At 64.9% G+C, this 17,910-nt stretch carries 17 protein-coding genes; 9 read left to right on the plus strand and 8 right to left on the minus strand.

What is annotated here, in order from left to right:
• Positions 1 to 81: 81 nt before the first annotated feature.
• Positions 82 to 918 (minus strand): phenylalanine 4-monooxygenase, encoded by an 837-nt coding sequence (phhA, locus tag MJ8_RS00815; RefSeq protein ID WP_201412649.1) that lies wholly within the window; start codon positions 916 to 918, stop codon positions 82 to 84.
• 134 nt (positions 919 to 1,052) lie between these two features.
• Here phhA and MJ8_RS00820 point away from each other — a divergent pair, with 134 nt between their 5' ends.
• Together MJ8_RS00820 and bchE are read left to right on the plus strand one after the other, a co-directional pair.
• On the plus strand, positions 1,053 to 1,529 hold the full coding sequence (locus MJ8_RS00820) for an Lrp/AsnC family transcriptional regulator (RefSeq protein WP_040984916.1): 477 nt from the start codon (positions 1,053 to 1,055) through the stop codon (positions 1,527 to 1,529).
• Positions 1,530 to 1,631: 102 nt separating this feature from the next.
• Entirely contained in the window at positions 1,632 to 3,197 is a 1,566-nt protein-coding gene (gene bchE / locus MJ8_RS00825) for a magnesium-protoporphyrin IX monomethyl ester anaerobic oxidative cyclase (protein ID WP_201412650.1), read from the plus strand.
• A 44-nt stretch (positions 3,198 to 3,241) separates the two neighbouring features.
• Here bchE and argB read toward each other — a convergent pair whose 3' ends face one another.
• The gene (gene argB / locus MJ8_RS00830; RefSeq protein WP_041009675.1) at positions 3,242 to 4,135 is read right to left on the minus strand and encodes an acetylglutamate kinase; all 894 of its coding nucleotides are present in this window, start codon (positions 4,133 to 4,135) and stop codon (positions 3,242 to 3,244) included.
• 102 nt (positions 4,136 to 4,237) lie between these two features.
• Complete coding sequence (locus MJ8_RS00835; protein ID WP_201412651.1) at positions 4,238 to 4,414, minus strand: RNA polymerase sigma factor region1.1 domain-containing protein; 177 nt, start codon at positions 4,412 to 4,414, stop codon at positions 4,238 to 4,240.
• A 227-nt stretch (positions 4,415 to 4,641) separates the two neighbouring features.
• On the opposite strand from MJ8_RS00835, the gene MJ8_RS00840 reads away from it, so the two are divergent.
• Both MJ8_RS00840 and msrB read left to right on the plus strand, forming a co-directional pair.
• Positions 4,642 to 5,166, plus strand: coding sequence for a fasciclin domain-containing protein (locus MJ8_RS00840; RefSeq protein WP_201412652.1), 525 nt, complete (start codon positions 4,642 to 4,644; stop codon positions 5,164 to 5,166).
• Between the two features lie 235 nt (positions 5,167 to 5,401).
• A complete protein-coding gene (gene msrB / locus MJ8_RS00845) occupies positions 5,402 to 5,905 on the plus strand; it encodes a peptide-methionine (R)-S-oxide reductase MsrB (RefSeq protein ID WP_201412653.1) in 504 nt (167 codons plus the stop codon).
• 268 nt (positions 5,906 to 6,173) lie between these two features.
• Here msrB and MJ8_RS00850 read toward each other — a convergent pair whose 3' ends face one another.
• Complete coding sequence (locus MJ8_RS00850; protein ID WP_201412654.1) at positions 6,174 to 7,787, minus strand: DHA2 family efflux MFS transporter permease subunit; 1,614 nt, start codon at positions 7,785 to 7,787, stop codon at positions 6,174 to 6,176.
• A gap of 118 nt (positions 7,788 to 7,905) precedes the next feature.
• Positions 7,906 to 9,099 (minus strand): HlyD family secretion protein, encoded by a 1,194-nt coding sequence (locus MJ8_RS00855; protein ID WP_201412655.1) that lies wholly within the window; start codon positions 9,097 to 9,099, stop codon positions 7,906 to 7,908.
• A 131-nt stretch (positions 9,100 to 9,230) separates the two neighbouring features.
• Between MJ8_RS00855 and MJ8_RS00860 the strand changes: the two genes are divergently transcribed.
• Together MJ8_RS00860 and MJ8_RS00865 are read left to right on the plus strand one after the other, a co-directional pair.
• On the plus strand, positions 9,231 to 9,929 hold the full coding sequence (locus MJ8_RS00860; protein WP_201412656.1) for a TetR/AcrR family transcriptional regulator: 699 nt from the start codon (positions 9,231 to 9,233) through the stop codon (positions 9,927 to 9,929).
• A gap of 208 nt (positions 9,930 to 10,137) precedes the next feature.
• The gene (locus tag MJ8_RS00865) at positions 10,138 to 12,591 is read left to right on the plus strand and encodes a DNA translocase FtsK (RefSeq protein WP_201412657.1); all 2,454 of its coding nucleotides are present in this window, start codon (positions 10,138 to 10,140) and stop codon (positions 12,589 to 12,591) included.
• A 31-nt stretch (positions 12,592 to 12,622) separates the two neighbouring features.
• On the opposite strand, the gene yihA is transcribed toward MJ8_RS00865, so the two are convergent.
• The 3 genes from yihA to MJ8_RS00880 form a co-directional block, all read right to left on the minus strand.
• Positions 12,623 to 13,291: a ribosome biogenesis GTP-binding protein YihA/YsxC gene (gene yihA / locus MJ8_RS00870; RefSeq protein ID WP_201412658.1), complete on the minus strand. Its 669-nt coding sequence runs from the start codon at positions 13,289 to 13,291 to the stop codon at positions 12,623 to 12,625.
• A gap of 14 nt (positions 13,292 to 13,305) precedes the next feature.
• The gene (locus MJ8_RS00875) at positions 13,306 to 13,944 is read right to left on the minus strand and encodes a CatB-related O-acetyltransferase (RefSeq protein ID WP_201412659.1); all 639 of its coding nucleotides are present in this window, start codon (positions 13,942 to 13,944) and stop codon (positions 13,306 to 13,308) included.
• A gap of 74 nt (positions 13,945 to 14,018) precedes the next feature.
• The gene (locus tag MJ8_RS00880; protein WP_201412660.1) at positions 14,019 to 14,333 is read right to left on the minus strand and encodes a hypothetical protein; all 315 of its coding nucleotides are present in this window, start codon (positions 14,331 to 14,333) and stop codon (positions 14,019 to 14,021) included.
• Between the two features lie 166 nt (positions 14,334 to 14,499).
• On the opposite strand from MJ8_RS00880, the gene MJ8_RS00885 reads away from it, so the two are divergent.
• Genes MJ8_RS00885 through MJ8_RS00895 form a run of 3 tightly spaced genes read left to right on the plus strand, consistent with a single transcriptional unit; the run spans position 14,500 to position 17,790 of the window.
• A complete protein-coding gene (locus tag MJ8_RS00885; protein ID WP_201412661.1) occupies positions 14,500 to 14,964 on the plus strand; it encodes a MarR family winged helix-turn-helix transcriptional regulator in 465 nt (154 codons plus the stop codon).
• Positions 14,957 to 16,249 (plus strand): HlyD family secretion protein, encoded by a 1,293-nt coding sequence (locus MJ8_RS00890; protein WP_201412662.1) that lies wholly within the window; start codon positions 14,957 to 14,959, stop codon positions 16,247 to 16,249. The genes MJ8_RS00885 and MJ8_RS00890 overlap by 8 nt, the downstream gene beginning before the upstream one ends.
• A complete protein-coding gene (locus MJ8_RS00895) occupies positions 16,246 to 17,790 on the plus strand; it encodes a DHA2 family efflux MFS transporter permease subunit (RefSeq protein WP_201412663.1) in 1,545 nt (514 codons plus the stop codon). The genes MJ8_RS00890 and MJ8_RS00895 overlap by 4 nt, the downstream gene beginning before the upstream one ends.
• Positions 17,791 to 17,910 lie beyond the last annotated feature (120 nt).

Raw genomic sequence — 17,910 nt, forward strand, 5'->3', positions numbered from 1 at the left:
TGTCGGTTGGGCGAAAACCGACCTCAGAGCAATTCCGGGAAAAAGTGCGTCGCGGTTTTCCGTCCGGAATTGCGTAAAAATTCACACCATGGCTGGGTCGAGCGCCGGCTGACCCTTGAAGCGGGAGACGATGCCGGCAAGGTCGCCACTGGCGAAGGCATCGCGCAGCGCGTCGAAAGACGGCAGCACGAAATAGGCACGCTGGAACTTGTCGATCTCATAGCCGGTCCGCATCACCGTCTCGAGGTCGAACGGCACATGGTGGGCGTCCTTGCTCTCGATCGCGAATTGCAGCTCGGTGAAGGACGACATCAGCCCGGCGCCGAAGGCTTTCACGGGCTGGCCGGCTTCCTGGATGAGGCCGTATTCGGCGCTGTACCAGTAGAGCCGGGTGATCATCTCGTCGCCGCCGAGCGCGATCATGTCCTCGGCCTTCTCGCCATACATCTGCATGAAATCGGCGAAGACTGGCTGGGTCAGGATCGGCACATGGCCGAAGAAGTCGTGGAACATGTCCGGCTCCACGATGTAGTCGAGCTCTTGTCTGGTCCGCAGCCAGTTGGTGACCGGGAAGCGCCGGTTGGCGAGATGGTCGAAGAACGGGCCGGCCGGAATGAGGCCCGGCACCGCGACGATCTCCCAGCCGGTCAGCCTGGCGAGTTTTTCGCTGACCTCGTCGAAATCCGGAATCCTGTCGAGCAGGCCGAGCGCCGCGACGCCGTCGAGATAGGAGCGGTGTGCGAGCTTTTGGGTCAGCTTCGTCTGGCGGTCGCACAGCGTGCGCCACACCGCCTGTTCCTCGGCGGAATAGTCGTAGCCTTGCGCTACGGTAAAATCGCTGCGGCAGACCGAATAGTCGCCGCGCAAGCCCTGCGCCGCGCATTCGGCGGCGTAATCGGCAACGCTGATCGTCATCATATCCTCCTAGAAGATCGTGATCCTGAATGGTGGAGCAAGTGTAGGAGCGATCGCTGAGGCAAATCAGCCTTGTTTCTGGCCCGTCCGCTGATTTTGAGGTAAAAGCACTCGGATCAACGCGACATCGAGGAAACATGCCTCAATTCGACGACTTCGAGATCAAGATGCTCGACATCCTGCAGCGCGACGGCCGCAAGCCCGTGTCGGAGCTGGCGCAGGAGATCGGCCTGTCGACCACGCCATGCGCGCGCCGCTTCGAAGCGCTGCAGGAAACCGGCATCATCAAGGGCTTTGCCGCCGTGCTCAGCCGCCGCGCCGTCGGTCTGACCGTCGAGGTCTTCATCCAGGTGCGGCTGGTCAGCCACAGCGACGGCTCGCCCGAAAGTTTCATAGCCGCCGTGCAGCGCATGGACGAGGTCTCGTCCTGCTGGACGATGACCGGCGACCACGATTTCCTGCTGCATGTCATGGTGCCGTCGGTGGACGACCTTAACGCCTTCGTCATGCACCGGCTGATGCGGTTGCCCGGCGTGCGCGACGTCCACACGCAACTGGTGCTCCAGAACATCAAGGGGCCGGGCCACGTGCCGCTCAGTCATCTGCGCCGCTGATCCGGTCAAATCTGGCGAAAAGCTGCGTGGAAACTGCTGAACCGCGCCAAGGCGGCTTCGTCATCGGCAATTAGCACGAGCGGACCAACATGGAGGTCCGCCTTGAACATCGTGCTGATAAATCCGCCGCATACCGCCATCGGCAGCCGTGTGCCCGACGATCATCTGCCGCCGCTCGGGCTGCTGGCGATCGGCGGCCCGCTGATCGATTCCGGCCACCAGGTACGCCTGGTCGACGCCGAGTTCGGGCCGATGCCGCTTCCCGCGCTGGTCGATGAGGCTCTGGGCGACGATCCGGACTTCATCCTGATCGGCCATTCCGGCTCAACCTCGGCGCATTCGACCGCCTTGAAGATCGCCGAAATGATCAAGGGCCGCGCGCCGGATGTCATCGTCATCTATGGCGGCGTCTTCCCGACCTATCACTGGCGCGACATCCTAGCCGCGACCGACGTCTTCGACTTCATCGTGCGTGGCGAGGGCGAGGCGACCGTGACGGCGCTGGTCGAGGCGATCGAGATGCGCCAGCCGGTGGGAAGTGTCGCAGGCATCGCCTATCGCGACGATCTTGGCCGCCCGGTCGCGACGCAGCCGGCCATGACCATTGCCGATCTCGATGCTTATCGTGTCGGCTGGGAACTGATCGATCCTCGCCGCTACTCCTATTGGGGCGGCAAGCGGGCGGTGGTCATGCAGTTCTCGCGCGGCTGCCCGCATCTGTGCAACTATTGCGGCCAGCGCGGCTTCTGGACCCGCTGGCGGCACCGCGATCCGGTGAAGTTCGCCAAGGAAATCGCCTGGCTCCACCGCGAGCACGGCGTCGAGTTGGTCAACCTGGGGGACGAGAACCCGACCTCCTCGAAGAAGGCCTGGCGCGCCTTTCTGGACGCCATGATCGCCGAGAACGTTCCGGTGCTGATCGTCGGCTCGACCCGCGCCGACGACATCGTTCGCGACGCCGATATCCTGCATCTCTACCGCAAGGCCGGCGTTATCCGCTGGCTGCTCGGCATGGAGAACACCGACGAGGCGACGCTGTCGCTGATCCGCAAGGGCGGCAGCACGAAGTCGGACCGCGAAGCGATCCGGCTGCTCAGGCGGCACGGCATCCTGTCGATGGCGACCTGGGTCGCCGGCTTCGAGGACGAGACCCTGCGCGATCTCTGGCGCGGCTTCCGCCAGCTCATCGCCTACGATCCCGACCAGATCCAGGCGCTCTATGTCACGCCGCATCGCTGGACGTCGTTCTTCCGCATCGCCGCCGATCGCAAGGTGATCCAGAAGGACGTGCGCCTCTGGGACTACAAGCACCAGGTTCTACACATGACCCGGCTGAAGCCGTGGATGCTGTTCTTCGCCGTCAAGCTGATCGAGGTCGCCGTGCAGTCGCGGCCGAAGGCGCTGGCGCGCATCCTGTTCCACCCCGATCCCGAGCAACGCCATTCGATGCGCTGGTATACGAAGATGGGCCGCCGCGTCTGGTTCCGCGAAGTCTGGGGCTTTCTCGCCCGCGACCGCCGCGTCACGGACGGGCCGACGCTCGCCGAGTTCTGGGGCGCGCCGCAGGACGCCGAGGAAGAGTCGATGATCGTCCGGCGGCCGACGCGAAAGCCAGTCGCCGTCATCGAAGGGCAGCGCCTGTCCGAGAATAGAAGATTAGCCGGCTGATTATAGGCAGCTCACTGTTCCGCGGGTGAGCTTGCCTGCTCTTGTTACGGCACGATCAGCGTGCCGGCGCCGTGCTCGGTGAAGAGCTCCAGCAGCACCGAATGCGGCGTCTTGCCGTTGAGAATGACGACGCCCTCGACGCCGCGCTCGATCGCCTCGATGCAGGTCTCGACCTTCGGGATCATGCCGCCCGACACCGTGCCGTCCTTGATCAGTGCCTTGGCCTCGGCGACCGTCAGCTCGTCGATCAGCTTCTTGTTCTTGTCGAGGACGCCCGGCACGTCGGTGAGGAAGAGCAGGCGCGAAGCACGGCACGCGCCGGCGATTGCACCTGCGAACGTGTCGGCGTTGATGTTGTAGGTATGGCCGTCACGGCCGGGCGCGACCGGCGCCAGCACCGGGATCATTTCCGAGCGCGCGAGAAGGTCGAGCAGTGTGCGGTCGACCTCGACCGGCTCGCCGACGAAGCCCAGATCCAGCACCCGCTCGATGTTGGAATCGGGGTCGATCATGGTCTTGCGCGCCTTCTCGGCGAAAACCATGTTGCCGTCCTTGCCGCAAAGCCCGATCGCCCACTCGCCCTCGGCGTTGATCAGCGCCACGATCTCCTTGTTGATCGAGCCCGCCAGCACCATCTCGACGATCTCGACCGTCTTCTGGTCGGTGACGCGCAGGCCGCCCTCGAACTTGGATTCGATGCCCATCTTGGTGAGCATCGCGCCGATCTGCGGCCCGCCGCCATGCACGACGATCGGGTTGACGCCGGATTGCTTCAACAGCGCGATGTCGCGGGCGAAGGCCTTGCCGAGCTCGGTGTCGCCCATGGCGTGGCCGCCATATTTCACCACCACCGTCTTGTTCTCGTAGCGCTGCATGTAAGGCAGCGCGCGCGAGAGCAGCGCGGCCTGCATTTCGGCGTTGGCGGCGATGTCCGTCATCGATGTGATCCCGGCTTCTAGAAAGGAACGGCGGGGTCTTAGCGGGAATTGCCGCGCGGAGCAAATGGTTCGGCAAGCAACATTATGTGCGATGCGATCGGCCTACTCTTCGATCCGCAAGCCGCTGTCGACGATCAATGCAAAGACACCCTCGATGTCGTCCGAACCCAGGTCATGATGACGCGCAAGCACGAGATTGAGTTCGTCGAGCGTGACCGACCCGCGCTCCCGGCACCGGCCAATCAAATCGAGAATCGCGCTTCTGATCTGGTCTGGCAAATTGGCCATCCGCGCAGAAATCGGGCGGCGCGGACAATTTTCAAGGCGCTGGCCTATTGCGGCGCCTTGAGCAGGGCCCGCCGTCCCAGCTACGCCGAACGCTTCTCCAGCTGCTCGGCGCAGGACAACAGCGTTTCCTCGTCGCCGCGTCGACCAGCTCCGGCGGTGCAATTTCCGCTTTGTGGACGGCGGACAAAGCCCTCTTCTCACTCCTTTTGCTTGCCTCCATGCTCGGCTTTTCCGCGCTCGGCGCCGTTGCCTACGCCGCCAATCCGATGGTCGGCGGCGCGCCGATGTATGCCAAGAAGAACATCATCGAAAACGCCGTCAATTCGAAGGACCACACCACGCTGGTCGCCGCGGTCAAGGCAGCCGGCCTCGTCGACACGCTGCAGGGCGCCGGCCCCTTCACGGTCTTTGCGCCGACCAACGAAGCCTTCGCGGCGCTGCCCGCCGGCACGGTCGACACGCTGCTCAAGCCCGAGAACAAGGACAAGCTGACCAAGGTGCTCACCTGCCATGTCATCGCCGCCAAGGCGCTGGCCGCCGATGTCGCCAAGATGGCCAAGGCCGATGGCGGCGCGCACCAGGTCAAGACGGTCGGTGGCTGCGAGCTGACGCTGAAAGCGGAGAAGGGCAAGGTCACCGTCACCGACGAGAACGGCAACGTCGCCCACGTCACCATTGCCGATGTGCGCCAGTCGAACGGCGTCATCCACGTCATCGACAAGGTTCTCTTGCCGAAGATGTAACAAAGCGGACCTGGCCGGCGAAGACAGGGCTGAGCGCCGGCCGCGACATCCAAGATCCGCGCCGCCGGCAAGAGTATGCTCCGCGCCATCCCGCAACGGGGCGCGGAGCAGCAATTCCAGGACGGCGCGAAGCGGTTTTCCGTCTGGAATTGCTCAACATAATGGATAGGGCGTCACCGGCTTTTGATTTCCGGGCGGCGCCTTATCTTGGCAAAATGCGTCAGGAGGAACGGCCATGAACCGTCGCGATTTTCTCTGGAGCGGGGCAGCCGCCGCCGCTCTCATCGCCGGATCCGCGGCGATGTTGCGTGCCGGCGGGCCGAAACCCGCCCTCGCCGCTGAGACCTTCGAAGTCACCAAGACCGACGCCGAATGGCATGCCATTCTGTCGGACGAGGCCTTCGACGTGCTGCGCAGGCAGGGCACGGAATATCCAGGCACCAGTCCGCTGCTCAACGAGCATCGCAAGGGCATCTTCGCCTGCGCCGGCTGCGACCTGCCGGTCTATTCGTCGGAGACCAAATTCGATTCCGGCACCGGCTGGCCGAGCTTCTGGCAGGAGATAGCCAATTCCATCGGCAAGACCGAGGACACCTCGCTCGGCATGGTGCGCACCGAGGTGCATTGCCGGCGCTGCGGCGGCCATCTCGGCCATGTCTTCGACGACGGTCCGCCGCCCACCGGCCTGCGACATTGCATCAACGGCGTCGCGCTGAGCTTCAGGCCGGCCGCTGCTTGAGCGGGCCCCTGGCGCCACACAGGTCAATCGCACAGGGCAGCGCCGCCCCCTCATCCGGCCGCTTCGCGGCCACCTTCTCCCCGAGGGGAGAAGAGGTTGGCGCCGGCGCTGACAGTCTCCTCTCCCCTCGGGGAGAGGTCAGCCGAGCGAAGCGGAGGCTGGGTGAGGGGGAGCGTCATTTGCAACCTCTCCAAAAAGAATGACCCCGGAAATCGTCGCCGATTTCCGGGGTCACGCGTTGAGGAGGCCAGGCGGGGGTTCCGGCTCCTCAATGGCCTCCGCCGCCACCGCCGCGCTGCTGCGCCGGCTTGTTGATGAACAGCACGAAGAATCCGAGCGAGGCGAACAGCACCGTCAGCATCATGAACACGTCCATGAAGGACAAAAGCGCCGCCTGTTGGTGCGCCATGCCGGACAGTTTCGAGATCGCCGCGCTGGTGGCATCGAGGCCGGCGGTCTGCTCGAAGGTCAGCGTCATGTTCTGCAGCTTGGTCTGCGCGGCCTGGCTGCCCCACTGCACATGCTCGGAAAGCCGCGCATAGTGGAAGGCGTTGCGGTCGATCAGCACCGTGTTGATCAGCGCGAGGCCCACGGCGCCGCCGAGGTTGCGGGTGAGGTTGAAAAGGCCCGAGGCATTCTTCAGCCGTTCCGGCGGCAAGGTGCCGAGCGCGATGTTGTTGATCGGCACCATGCACAGCATCATCGAGCAGCCGCGCAGGATCTGCGGGATCAAGAGCTCGTAGAAATCCCAGTCGGCGGTGAGATGCGTCATCCACCAGGTGCCGGTAGCGAAGCCGACGAAGCCGATCATCATCATCAGCCGGAGGTCGATCTTGTTCGACAGGATGCCGGCGACCGGCGCGGTGAAGAACATCGCCAGGCCGCTGACGAACAGCGCTTCGCCGATCATCATCGAATCGTAGCCGCGGATACGGCCGAGGAACACCGGATAGAGATAGGTGAGCCCGTAAAGGCCGATGCCGACGACGAAGGAGAACAGCGAGCCGAAGGCGAAGTTGACGTTGCTGAAGGCCCTCAGGTCGACGATCGGCTCCTCGGCGGTGAAGACGCGCCAGAAGAAGACGATGCCGCCGATGGTCATGATGATGGCGCAGGCAAAGACGGCCGGCTCCTGCAGCCAGTCGTGGTTCGGACCTTCCTCCAGCACATATTCCATGCAGCCGAGGAAAGCGGCCATGCCGATCAGGCCCCACCAGTCGAACTTGGAGAACAGTTTCAGGTTGGGCTTGTCGAAGTCGATCAGCGCCCACGCCGCCGTCGCCACCAGGATGCCGGGCACGACATTGATCAGGAACAGCCAGTGCCAGGACATCGCATGGCTGATATAGCCGCCCACCGTCGGGCCGATCGTCGGCGCCAGCGTCGCCACCAGGCCGATCATCGGCGAGACGACGGCGCGCCTGGAGGGCGGGAAGATGGTGAAGGCGGCCGCGAAGACGCTCGGGATCATGCCGCCGCCGATGAAACCCTGGATGGCGCGGTAGACGATCATCTGGTCGATATTGGTGGCGGTGGCGGCGAGCGCGCTGGCCGCGGTGAAGCCGGCCGCCGCGGTGGTGAACAAAACCCGCGTCGACAGCATGCGGCTGAGGAAGCCCGACAGCGGGATCATCACCACCTCGGCGATCAGGTAGGCAGTCTGCACCCAGGGGATCTCGTCGGAGCTGGCGCTGAGGCCCGCCTGGATCTCCGACAGCGAGGCCGAGACGATCTGGATGTCGAGGATCGCCATGAACATGCCGAACACCATCGCCAGGAAGGCGACGACGCGGCGCACAGGCATGTGGTCTGCGGGCAGGGCCGGCGCCGCTGCTGCCGGACGTCCGGGCATTGCTCCTGCGGTGATGGTTGCGGTTGCCATGTCATGGCCTCCATAGGCAATTCTCGGGGAGGAGCGCTCGGCTATCCCGAATTGCGTCGAAACGGATAAGGCAGGCTGGGCGGCCCGGCGCTCGATTGGCCACCGGACCGCCCCCCGATCAGTTGGTCGTCGAGGCCGGGGCGGTGCGGCTGTCGACCGCGACGACGACGCTGAGGCCCGCGCGCAGCTTGCCGGTCTTCAAGACGTCGGCCGGCACGTCGATGCGCACGGGCACGCGCTGCACCACCTTGGTGAAGTTGCCGGTGGCGTTTTCCGGCGGCAGCAGCGAGAACACCGCGCCCGAAGCCGGCGCCAGCGAGGAGACCGTGCCTTCGAAGGTCTGGCCGTCGATCGCGTCGACGGTGATGCGGACCTTCTCGCCCGGCACCATGCGGCCGAGCTGCGTCTCCTTGAAGTTGCCGACGATGTAGAGCTTGTCCATCGGCACGACGACGGCGAGCTTCTGGCCGGGGCTGACGAGGTCGCCCTGCTCGACCGAGCGGTTGCCGACGACGCCGTCATAGGGCGCCTTCAGCACGGTGAAGGAAAGGTCGCGCTGAGCCTTGTCGCGGGTGAGCTGCAGCGAGGCGAGCGTCGAGGCCGATTCCGCGCGCTGGGCTTCCAGCACGCCGATATTGGCCTGCGCCGCGGTGATCTGCGCATCGGCACCGACAAGCGCCGCCTTGGCCTGGTCGAGCGCGGTCTGCGCATCGTCGAGCTGTGCCTGCGTGCCGACATGCGTCTTGAGCAACTGCGCCGCGCGCAACTGGGCGCGACCGGCATTGTCGGCCGCGGCCTGGTCGGCGACCTTCTGCGCCTGAGCCTGCTGCAGCGAAGCCTGCGCTGCCTTGGTCTGCGCGTCGATGCGGTCGAGCGTCTTCGCCAATGTGGCGATCTGCGCCTCGGCCTGGGCGACGGCTATTTTGTAGTCGCCATTGTCGATGACGAACAGCGGATCGCCAGCCTTGACCTGCTGGTTCTCGCTCACCAGCACCTTGTCGATATAACCGGATATTTTCGGCGATACGAACGACATATCGGCCTGGACATAGGCGTCGTCGGTCGAGATCATGAACCGTCCGTCGGTCCAGTAGTTATAGCCATAATACGAACCGGCGCCGAGCAGGGCCAGGCCGATGATCGGCAACAGGAAAGAGCGCACCGAGCGCTTCTTCTTGGCGGGAGCTTCAGCCGCGGGCGCAGCAACGGGGGCGGCGGGCTGGACAGGAACTTCCGGCGCTTCGTTCGATGGCTGGACCTTGGCGTTGGGAAACGTGCGGACTTCGGCGGTGGCGGGCGCGTTCGAGGACATGGGGATCTCTCTGGATGTCAGTCAGACTGAACCGTTCGGTTCGAATTGGAGATTGACATAGCGCGGAAAGAGGACCATATCAAGAGGAAATCGAACCGAGTGGTTCGAAATATTTTCAAGGATTGACTTCCATGGTCGAAACGACAGCCGATAGCGATCTGCTCGACTTACGCAAGGGTCGTCCGGCGGCAGGGCAGGACCCGGTCAAGCGCGCCCAGATCATCGAAGGCGCCCGCCGCGTCTTCATAGACAAGGGCTTCGAGGCCGCCTCGATGAACGACATCACGCGCGAGGCCGGCGTCTCCAAGGGCACGATCTACGTCTATTTCGAAAACAAGGAAGAGCTGTTCGAGGCGCTCATCGAGGAGGAGCGCGGCACCATCTTCAAGAACTTGTATGAGGTGCTCGATCATTTCGAGGACCTGCGCAAAACGCTGGTGAAGTTCGGTATGGGGCTCTCCGCCAAGATCACCTCGGCCAAGGTCATCCAGGCGCAGCGCACCGTCGTCGGCGCCGCCGACCGGATTCCCGAGCTTGGCGCGCGATTTTACGAGCGCGGTCCCAAGCGCGGCCACGACAAGGTCATGACCTTCCTCAACGAAGCCGTCGAACGCGGCCTGCTCGAGATCGACGACGTCGACCTCGCCGCCTACCAGTTCACCGAGCTCTGTCTCGCCGGGCTGTTCCGCCAGTGCATCTTTTCCTACCGTACCAAGGCGCCGACCCAGGCCGAGATCGAGCGTGTCGTGACGTCCGGCGTTGATGTGTTCCTCAAGGCCTATGCCACGGAAAAATTCCGCGCCGAGGAACGGGCTTCGAAATCGGTCTGACCGCTTCGCCCGGAAAAGCCTGAAACGCCGCGGCAGGCCTGGAAAATCGGCCGTCGCGACGGTTTGCGACGAAGCCGCGAAAGCACCATCGCCGATCCTTTTCAAACGTCGATTGGCCTCGTCAGGCAGGGCTTTCGGAAGGACCTGTTAACCATCGCTTTCTATGTCTCGGGAGACGTTCAATCGGCGAGTCTCGAGAATGACATCCATGCGTTTTCCCCGTGCCAATCTTTCCGGCGCTTCCGCCTATCAAGGCGAAGACGATGACCGCCCGGAAGATGTCGGGCGCGGTGGCCGGGGCTCGCAGGCGGGGCAGGTGGTCCCTCTGCGCGTCGCGCCGGCAAGCGAATCGGACGCCGCTCGCAACGCACCGCCCGATTCGGCCAATGGCGGCGAGTTCAGCCGCCCGGCATGGCAGGACTATTTCTTCCTCGCGCCCAATGTGCGGTTCACCCGCACGCCGGACACTGACCTCAGGCGAACCGCCCCGCAGGAAGATGCCGCGCAGGCCAGGACGCCCGCGGCTGAGCCCGTCCGGCCCGCGCCGCCGGCTCCCCAGCCGACCCCTCCGGTCCGGAAAAACCCGGTCGTTTCCACCGCTCCCGCCGCTGCGCCGATGCAACCCAGGCCGCTTCGCGCACCGTCCACCGTTGCTCCTGCAGCGGTCACAGCTCCGCCGCCGACCCAGGCGGTGGCTGCGGCGGCAAGGCCGCGTCCAAGCGGACTGCGCTGGTCCTATCTGTCCGATCATGCCTTCTTCGAATTCGGCATGCCCTTTCTTGCCGAACGCCTGGCGCGGGCTCGGCTGAACGAGGCGGGACAGGCGCCCGCCGTCCCGGCGCAGTCACCGATGCAGCCGATGCCGGCACAGCGTCCGGCCGCGCACCCGGTGCAACCTCGCGCCGCCTTCCTCGGCGAGGCGACGTCGTTCTACCGGGTCATCGAATGGCGCTCCGACGCGGTTAAGGCCAGCCCCGCTCCGACGCCCGCCCCCGCGGCCGTTGAACCTGCGCCTGCCGAGCTCATGCCGGTTTCCACTCCGTCGGGCGCAAGGACGGTCAGGCAGGCGCCTTCGCTGCCCATGGCCGGCGAGGTCGCGCCGCTGTCCGCGATGGCGGGCTACGAGCTTCCCTCCGAGGATCTTCTGCAGATGCCGCCCGAAGGTCAGGGCTTCTACATGTCGCAGGAGCGGATGGAGCAGAATGCCGATCTGCTCGAAAGCGTGCTGGAGGATTTTGGCGTCAAGGGCGAGATCATCCATGTCCGCCCCGGCCCGGTCGTCACGCTTTACGAGTTCGAGCCGGCGCCGGGAGTGAAATCCAGCCGTGTCATCGGTCTCGCCGACGACATCGCCCGCTCGATGTCGGCCATCTCGGCGCGCGTCGCCGTGGTGCCGGGCCGCAACGTCATCGGCATCGAATTGCCCAACGAAACGCGCGAAACGGTCTATTTCCGCGAGCTGATCGGATCGGCCGGCTTCCGCAACACCTCCTGCAAGCTGGCGCTCGGCCTCGGCAAGACGATCGGCGGCGAGCCGGTCATCGCCGAACTCGCCAAGATGCCGCACCTGCTGGTCGCCGGCACCACCGGTTCCGGCAAGTCGGTCGCCATCAACACCATGATCCTGTCGCTGCTCTACCGGATGAAGCCGGAGGAATGCCGCCTCATCATGGTCGACCCCAAGATGCTGGAGCTGTCCGTCTATGACGGCATCCCGCATCTTTTGACGCCGGTCGTCACCGATCCGAAGAAGGCGGTCACGGCGCTCAAATGGGCGGTGCGCGAGATGGAGGACCGCTACCGCAAGATGGCGCGCCTCGGCGTGCGCAACATCGACGGCTACAACCAGCGCGCTGCCGGCGCCCGCGACAAGGGCGAGATCGTGACCATGCAGGTACAGACGGGCTTCGAGAAGGGCACCGGCGAGCCGCTGTTCGAGGAACGCGCGATCGACCTCGCGCCCATGCCCTATATCGTCATCATCGTCGACGAGATGGCCGACCTGATGATGGTCGCCGGCAAGGAGATCGAAGGCGCCATCCAGCGCCTCGCGCAGATGGCGCGCGCCGCCGGCATCCATCTGATCATGGCGACGCAACGCCCCTCCGTCGACGTCATCACCGGCACGATCAAGGCCAATTTCCCGACCCGCATCTCCTTCCAGGTGACGTCGAAGATCGACAGCCGCACCATCCTCGGTGAGCAGGGCGCCGAGCAGCTGCTCGGCCAGGGCGACATGCTGCACATGGCCGGCGGCGGGCGCATTTCGCGCGTGCACGGCCCCTTCGTTTCCGACCTCGAGGTCGAGCATGTCGTGGCGCATCTGAAGGCGCAGGGACGTCCCGAATATCTCGATACGGTCACGGCCGACGAGGAAGAGGAGCAGGAAGCGGCCGACACCGGTCCGGTCTTCGACAAGAGCGCGATCGGGGAGGAGGACGGCGACGCCCTCTACGAGGAAGCCGTCAAGGTGGTCAAGCGCGACAAGAAATGCTCCACCTCCTACATCCAGCGCCGCCTCGGCGTCGGCTACAACCGCGCCGCCTCGCTGGTCGAGCGCATGGAGAAGGAAGGCCTGGTCGGCGCCCCCAATCATGTCGGCAAGCGTGAGATCCTGACCGGCCGGCGCGATCGCGAGCCGGAACGCGAAGGGATGGAGTGACACCCGGCTGATCGGCCTCAGGCGGACGGCCTCAACCGCCGTTCGCCACCAGGGCGATGGCCGCGCGCAGCTCGTCCAGGCCCGCGGCTTTTTCCGATGATGTCGCCAGCACCGCCGGGAATGCCGCCGGCCGCTTCTTGATCTTGGCCAGCGTCTCCTCGATCAGCCTCGGCACGCCGGCGGCCTTGATCTTGTCGGTCTTGGTCAGCACCACCTGGTAGGACACCGCCGCCTTGTCGAGCAGGGTCAGCACTTCCTCGTCCTTGGCCTTGATGCCGTGGCGGGCGTCGATCAGCACATAGACGCGCTTCAGCGTCGCGCGGCCCTGCAGATACTCGTAGATCAGCTTCGTCCAGGCGTCGACCTTGTCCTTAGGCGCGCTGGCGTAGCCGTAGCCCGGCATGTCGACCAGCGCCATCGGCGGCAGGTCGGCGCCCTCGCCTGAGAAGCCGTCGGGCACGAAATAATTGAGCTCCTGCGTGCGCCCCGGCGTGTTCGAGGTGCGCGCCAGGCCCTTGTGCCCGACCAGCGCGTTGATCAGCGACGACTTGCCGACATTGGAACGGCCTGCGAAGGCGATCTCCGGCGGGCCTTCCGGCGGCAGGAACTTCATCGACGGCACGCCGCGGATGAAGACCCAGCCGCGGGTGAACAGCTCCGGGCTGATCGCCGTTTCGTTCGCGCTCTTGCCGGTTGTCATTTTTTCGGGCGCGTTCAAACCGCTGCCTCCAGCCTGGAAATGTCGGCGCCGCGGATGGCGTTGAGGTTGCGGCTGATCTTGTCGACCGGCCAGTCCCACCAGGCAGCCTTCAAAAGCCGCCGCACCGTGAATTCGTCGAAGCGCATCTTCACTATCCTTGCCGGATTGCCGGCGACGATCGCATAAGGCGGCACGTCGTGCGTGACAACCGATTTCGCCGCTACGATGGCGCCGTTGCCTATCCGGACGCCCGGCATGATCACCGCATCCATGCCGATCCATACGTCATTTTCGACGATGGTGTCGCCGCGGATCTCCTTCGACCAGGTCTCGGGATCGAAACCTTCCTCCCAGCCATGGCCGAAGATGTTGAACGGATAGGTCGAGAAGCCGGACATGGCGTGGTTGGCGCCGTTCATGATGAAGCGCGCGCCTTCCGCGATGGCGCAGAACTTCCCGATCACCAGCCGGTCGCCGATGAAGTCGTAGTGGTGCAGCACGCATTTCTCGGCGAATTTGTCGGGACCGTCGGGGTCGTCGTAATAGGTGAAGTCGCCGATCTCGATGTTGGGCGACGTGACCAGCCCCTTCAGGAAGCCGACGCGCGGATGCATCGCGATCGGATGCTTGATGTTGGGATTGGGCCCGGTCATCGCCGTCCCTCCGTGGCTAAAGGCGCAGTCACCGTCCGATCAAACTAACGTGATCCGGCCTCGGCACCAACCGTTCAATGGTTGCCGCGGCAGATCACGATCGGGTTGGAAAGGGCGCTGTCGAAGCCGCTGCCCTGATAGACTTGGACGTTCGACGCCCCGGGCGGCAGCGAGAAGCTGCCTTCGACGATTTTCTGCTCGCCCGCCGTCGTGTGCAGAGTCCAGCTGAACGTGCAGAATTGCGGCGGCGCCTTGGGTTGCACATGGCTGCAATTGAGCTGCGCGCCCCCAAGCATCGCCGCTCCGCCGCAGCTCACCGCGTCCTTCGCGGCGGCTGGAAAAGCGTATCCCATGAGCAGCGCCAGCATGGCGATCTTGAGCCGGTTCATCGTCTTGTCCTTGCCTGATCCCAAGCCGGTCGGGCCGGGTTCTGGCCTATGCGATATTTTTACCAAGCGCCTTAGTCGGTCTTGCGCTCCGCGTCTAGCAGGATTATGTGCATGATGATAATAAGCATGCTCACGAAAGTTTGTCCGCCGACTCCGAAGTCCTCCAATGTCCACCTCGCCGAATATCAGCTTCGTGCTGCACGATGTCGCGCGCCTGCTCAGGAAGCGTTTCGAGCAGCGGTCGCGCGCCTTCGGGCTGACCCGCGCGCAGTGGCAGGTGCTGGCCTATCTTTCGGCGCATGAGGGCGTCCACCAGAACAAGCTGGCCGACCTCATCGAGATCATGCCGATCACGCTCGCAAGGTTGCTCGACAAGATGGAGGCGGGCGGCTTCATCGAGCGCCGGCCCGACCCGGCCGACCGCCGGGCTTGGCTTATCTATCTGACCCCGAACGCGCATCCGCTGATCGAAGTGATGCGCGGCAGCGGCCGCAAGACGCGTGACGAGGCCTTTGCCGGTCTGTCCGCGGATGCGCAGCAGCAGCTGCTGCAAACCCTTTGCCTGATCAAGTCCAATCTGCTCGAGGCCTGCGCCCAGCCGGCCGTCGACCGGGAGAAAGTCCATGTCTGAAGGAACCTCACCCAGAAAGCCCGCCGACGAAGACATTGTCGGCGAAAGAGCAAGCGACCAGGTCATTCGCCTGGACAGCCAGCGCGAGCAAAGGCGCGGCAATCCGCCCGTTGTCGAAGACGATGAGCTGGAAGCGCCCGTGGCGCCGGAACCGGCGACGCTCGAGGCGCCATCGGCCCAGCCGAAACCGGCGGCCGTCACTGTGGCTCCACCAGCTCCGGCCAAGCCGCGCCGCAGCCTGATGCGGCCGATCCTGTTCGCGCTGCTGCCCGTCGCGCTGGTGGCCGGCGGCTACTACTACGTCATCGGCGGCCAGATCATGACCACCGACAACGCCTATATCCAGGCACAGTCGCTCGGGGTTTCCACCGATGTCTCCGGCACCGTGCAGGAGATCGACGTGCACGACAACCAGGCGGTGAAGAAGGGCGACGTGCTCTTCCGCCTGCGGCCTGCCTCCTTCGAAACCGCGCTTGCGGGCGCCAAGGCGCAGCTCGGCACGGTGCGCAACCAGGTGCTGACGCTACAGGCGAGCTACCAGCAGTCGCTGGCGTCGATCGACCAGGCCGAAGCTGACATTCCCTATTACGAATCGGCCTTCCAGCGTCAGCAGGATCTGCTCAAAACCTCGACCGCCTCCAAGGCGACCTTCGACAGCGCCCAACACGACCTGATAGCAGCCCGCCAGAAGGTGACCGTCGCCAAGGCGCAGGCGCAGGCGATGCTTGCCCAGCTCGGCGGCGATGCCAGCCAGCCGGTCGAGCAGAACCCGTTCTACCTGCAGGCCCAGTCGGCGGTGGACGACGCGCAGCGCAACCTCAACGACTCCGTCGTCAAGGCGCCGTTCGACGGCATCGTCACCAATGTCGACGCGCTGCAGGTCGGCAAGTACCTGCCGGCCTCGCAGCCGGCCTTCAGCCTTGTGTCGTCGACCGACATCTGGATCGCCGCCGAGCCCAAGGAAACCGAGCTCACCTATGTGCGTCCCGGCCAGAAGGCGACGATCAGCATCGACGCCTATCCGGGCGAGGTCTGGCACGGCACGGTCGGCTCGATCAGCCCGGCCTCGTCGTCCAGCTTCTCGCTGCTGCCGGCGCAGAACACCTCAGGCAACTGGGTCAAGGTCGTGCAGCGCATCCCGATGCGCGTGACGATCGACGATCCGGACGGCAAGCCGCCGCTGCGCGGCGGCATGAGCGCGGTCGTCAGCATCGACACCGGCCATGCCCGCGGCCTGCCCGATTTCGTCACCGACCTCCTCAAGCGTTTCGGACAAAAGTCATGACAACGGCTTCCGCGACAGGCGCGCCCGTGGTCGCCAATCGCGGCGCCATCACCGCTTGCGTGATCCTGGCGGTCATCATGCAGGCGCTGGACACCACCATCGCCAATGTGGCGCTGCCCTATATCCAGGGCAGCGTCTCGGCGAGCGCCGACCAGATCAACTGGGTGCTCACCTCCTACATCGTCGCCGCGGCGGTGATGACACCCCCGTCCGGCTATCTCGCCAACCGCTTTGGCCGCAAGCGCATCCTTCTGGTGGCGATCACCGGCTTCGTGGTCGCCTCGGTGCTGTGCGGCTTCGCGCAGTCGCTGCCGCAGATCGTCGGCTTCCGCTTGCTGCAGGGGCTGTTCGGCGCGGCGCTCGTACCGCTGTCGCAGTCGATCCTGCTCGACATCTACAGCGTCGAGGAGCGCGGCTCGGCCATGGCGCTGTTCGGCGTCTCGGTCATGGTCGGCCCGGTGCTCGGCCCGGTCATCGGCGGTTGGCTGACCGAGAACGTCTCCTGGCGCTGGGTTTTCTACATCAACGTGCCGATCGGCGCGCTGGCCTTTATCGGCGTCTCCATGTTCGTCCAGGAAACCAAGCTCGACCTCAAGGCCAGGCTCGACTGGCTGGGCTTCGGCATGCTCAGCGTCGCCATCGCCTCGCTGCAGATGTTCCTCGACCGCGGCGAGCAGCTCAACTGGTTCTCCTCGGCCGAGATCATCGTCGAGGCGCTGGTCTGCGCGTCGGCCTTCTACATCTTCATCGTCCATACCTTCACGGCGCGCGACACCTTCGTGAACCCGCGGCTGTTCCTCGACCGCAATTTCTCCGTCGGCATGATCTTCATCTTCATCATCGGCATCACCTATCTCGCCTCGCTGGCGCTGATGACGCCCTATCTGCAGACGCTGATGGGCTATCCGGTGGTGACTGCCGGCATCGTCATGGGGCCGCGCGGCCTCGGCACCATGGCCTGCATGTTCGTGGTCGGCCGGCTCGTCGGCAAGGTCGACACGCGCTGGCTGCTTTTCATCGGCCTCGCCATCACCGCCTGGGCGATGTACGACATGACCGGCTGGACGCCGGACGTCTCGCAATGGACGATCATCAGCACCGGCTTCATCCAGGGCGCCGGCCTGGGCTTCCTGTTCGTGCCGCTCACCACCATCACCTTCGCCACGCTGGCGCCGGAGCGGCGCGCGGAAGGCACCGGCCTCTACAATCTGTCGCGCAACATCGGCTCCAGCGTCGGCATCTCGGTGGTCACCGCGCTGTTGACGCAGAACCAGCAGATCAACCATGCCAACATCGCCACCTATGTGACGCCCTACAATCCGGCCTTCAGCGACCCCGCGATCTCCCAGGCGCTGAGCCCTTACACCGCAGCCGGCCGCGCCGCGCTGGACGGCCTGGTCACGCTGCAGGCGACGATCATCTCCTATGTCGACGACTTCAAGCTGATGATGATCCTGTCGCTTGCCGCCATCCCGCTGGTGCTTCTGCTGCGCAAGCCCGGCACGCCGGCCAAGATCGACCACAGCGCCGTCATGGAGTGAAAGGACCGGAATCCCGCCACCTGCGGGACCCCGGCCTGCCGGACGACCTCCCAAACACCGGCGTCGCCGCGCCGGAAGCCGTCCGGCCATTTTTGGGGAGGACCGAAATCATACGAAGCC

Origin of the sequence: Mesorhizobium sp. J8 (assembly GCF_016591715.1) — a bacterium.
In the GTDB taxonomy this organism is placed as follows: domain Bacteria; phylum Pseudomonadota; class Alphaproteobacteria; order Rhizobiales; family Rhizobiaceae; genus Mesorhizobium.

Bases quoted from the DNA above. Each gene is read 5' to 3' on its own strand.
- phhA (WP_201412649.1), bottom strand. From the start codon at position 918: ATGATGACGATCAGCGTTGCCGATTACGCCGCCGAATGCGCGGCGCAG.
- MJ8_RS00820 (WP_040984916.1), top strand. From the start codon at position 1,053: ATGCCTCAATTCGACGACTTCGAGATCAAGATGCTCGACATCCTGCAG.
- argB (WP_041009675.1), bottom strand. From the start codon at position 4,135: ATGACGGACATCGCCGCCAACGCCGAAATGCAGGCCGCGCTGCTCTCG.
- MJ8_RS00840 (WP_201412652.1), top strand. From the start codon at position 4,642: ATGCTCGGCTTTTCCGCGCTCGGCGCCGTTGCCTACGCCGCCAATCCG.
- msrB (WP_201412653.1), top strand. From the start codon at position 5,402: ATGAACCGTCGCGATTTTCTCTGGAGCGGGGCAGCCGCCGCCGCTCTC.
- MJ8_RS00850 (WP_201412654.1), bottom strand. From the start codon at position 7,787: ATGGCAACCGCAACCATCACCGCAGGAGCAATGCCCGGACGTCCGGCA.
- MJ8_RS00855 (WP_201412655.1), bottom strand. From the start codon at position 9,099: ATGTCCTCGAACGCGCCCGCCACCGCCGAAGTCCGCACGTTTCCCAAC.
- MJ8_RS00860 (WP_201412656.1), top strand. From the start codon at position 9,231: ATGGTCGAAACGACAGCCGATAGCGATCTGCTCGACTTACGCAAGGGT.
- MJ8_RS00865 (WP_201412657.1), top strand. From the start codon at position 10,138: ATGCGTTTTCCCCGTGCCAATCTTTCCGGCGCTTCCGCCTATCAAGGC.
- yihA (WP_201412658.1), bottom strand. From the start codon at position 13,291: ATGACAACCGGCAAGAGCGCGAACGAAACGGCGATCAGCCCGGAGCTG.
- MJ8_RS00875 (WP_201412659.1), bottom strand. From the start codon at position 13,944: ATGACCGGGCCCAATCCCAACATCAAGCATCCGATCGCGATGCATCCG.
- MJ8_RS00880 (WP_201412660.1), bottom strand. From the start codon at position 14,333: ATGAACCGGCTCAAGATCGCCATGCTGGCGCTGCTCATGGGATACGCT.
- MJ8_RS00885 (WP_201412661.1), top strand. From the start codon at position 14,500: ATGTCCACCTCGCCGAATATCAGCTTCGTGCTGCACGATGTCGCGCGC.
- MJ8_RS00890 (WP_201412662.1), top strand. From the start codon at position 14,957: ATGTCTGAAGGAACCTCACCCAGAAAGCCCGCCGACGAAGACATTGTC.
- MJ8_RS00895 (WP_201412663.1), top strand. From the start codon at position 16,246: ATGACAACGGCTTCCGCGACAGGCGCGCCCGTGGTCGCCAATCGCGGC.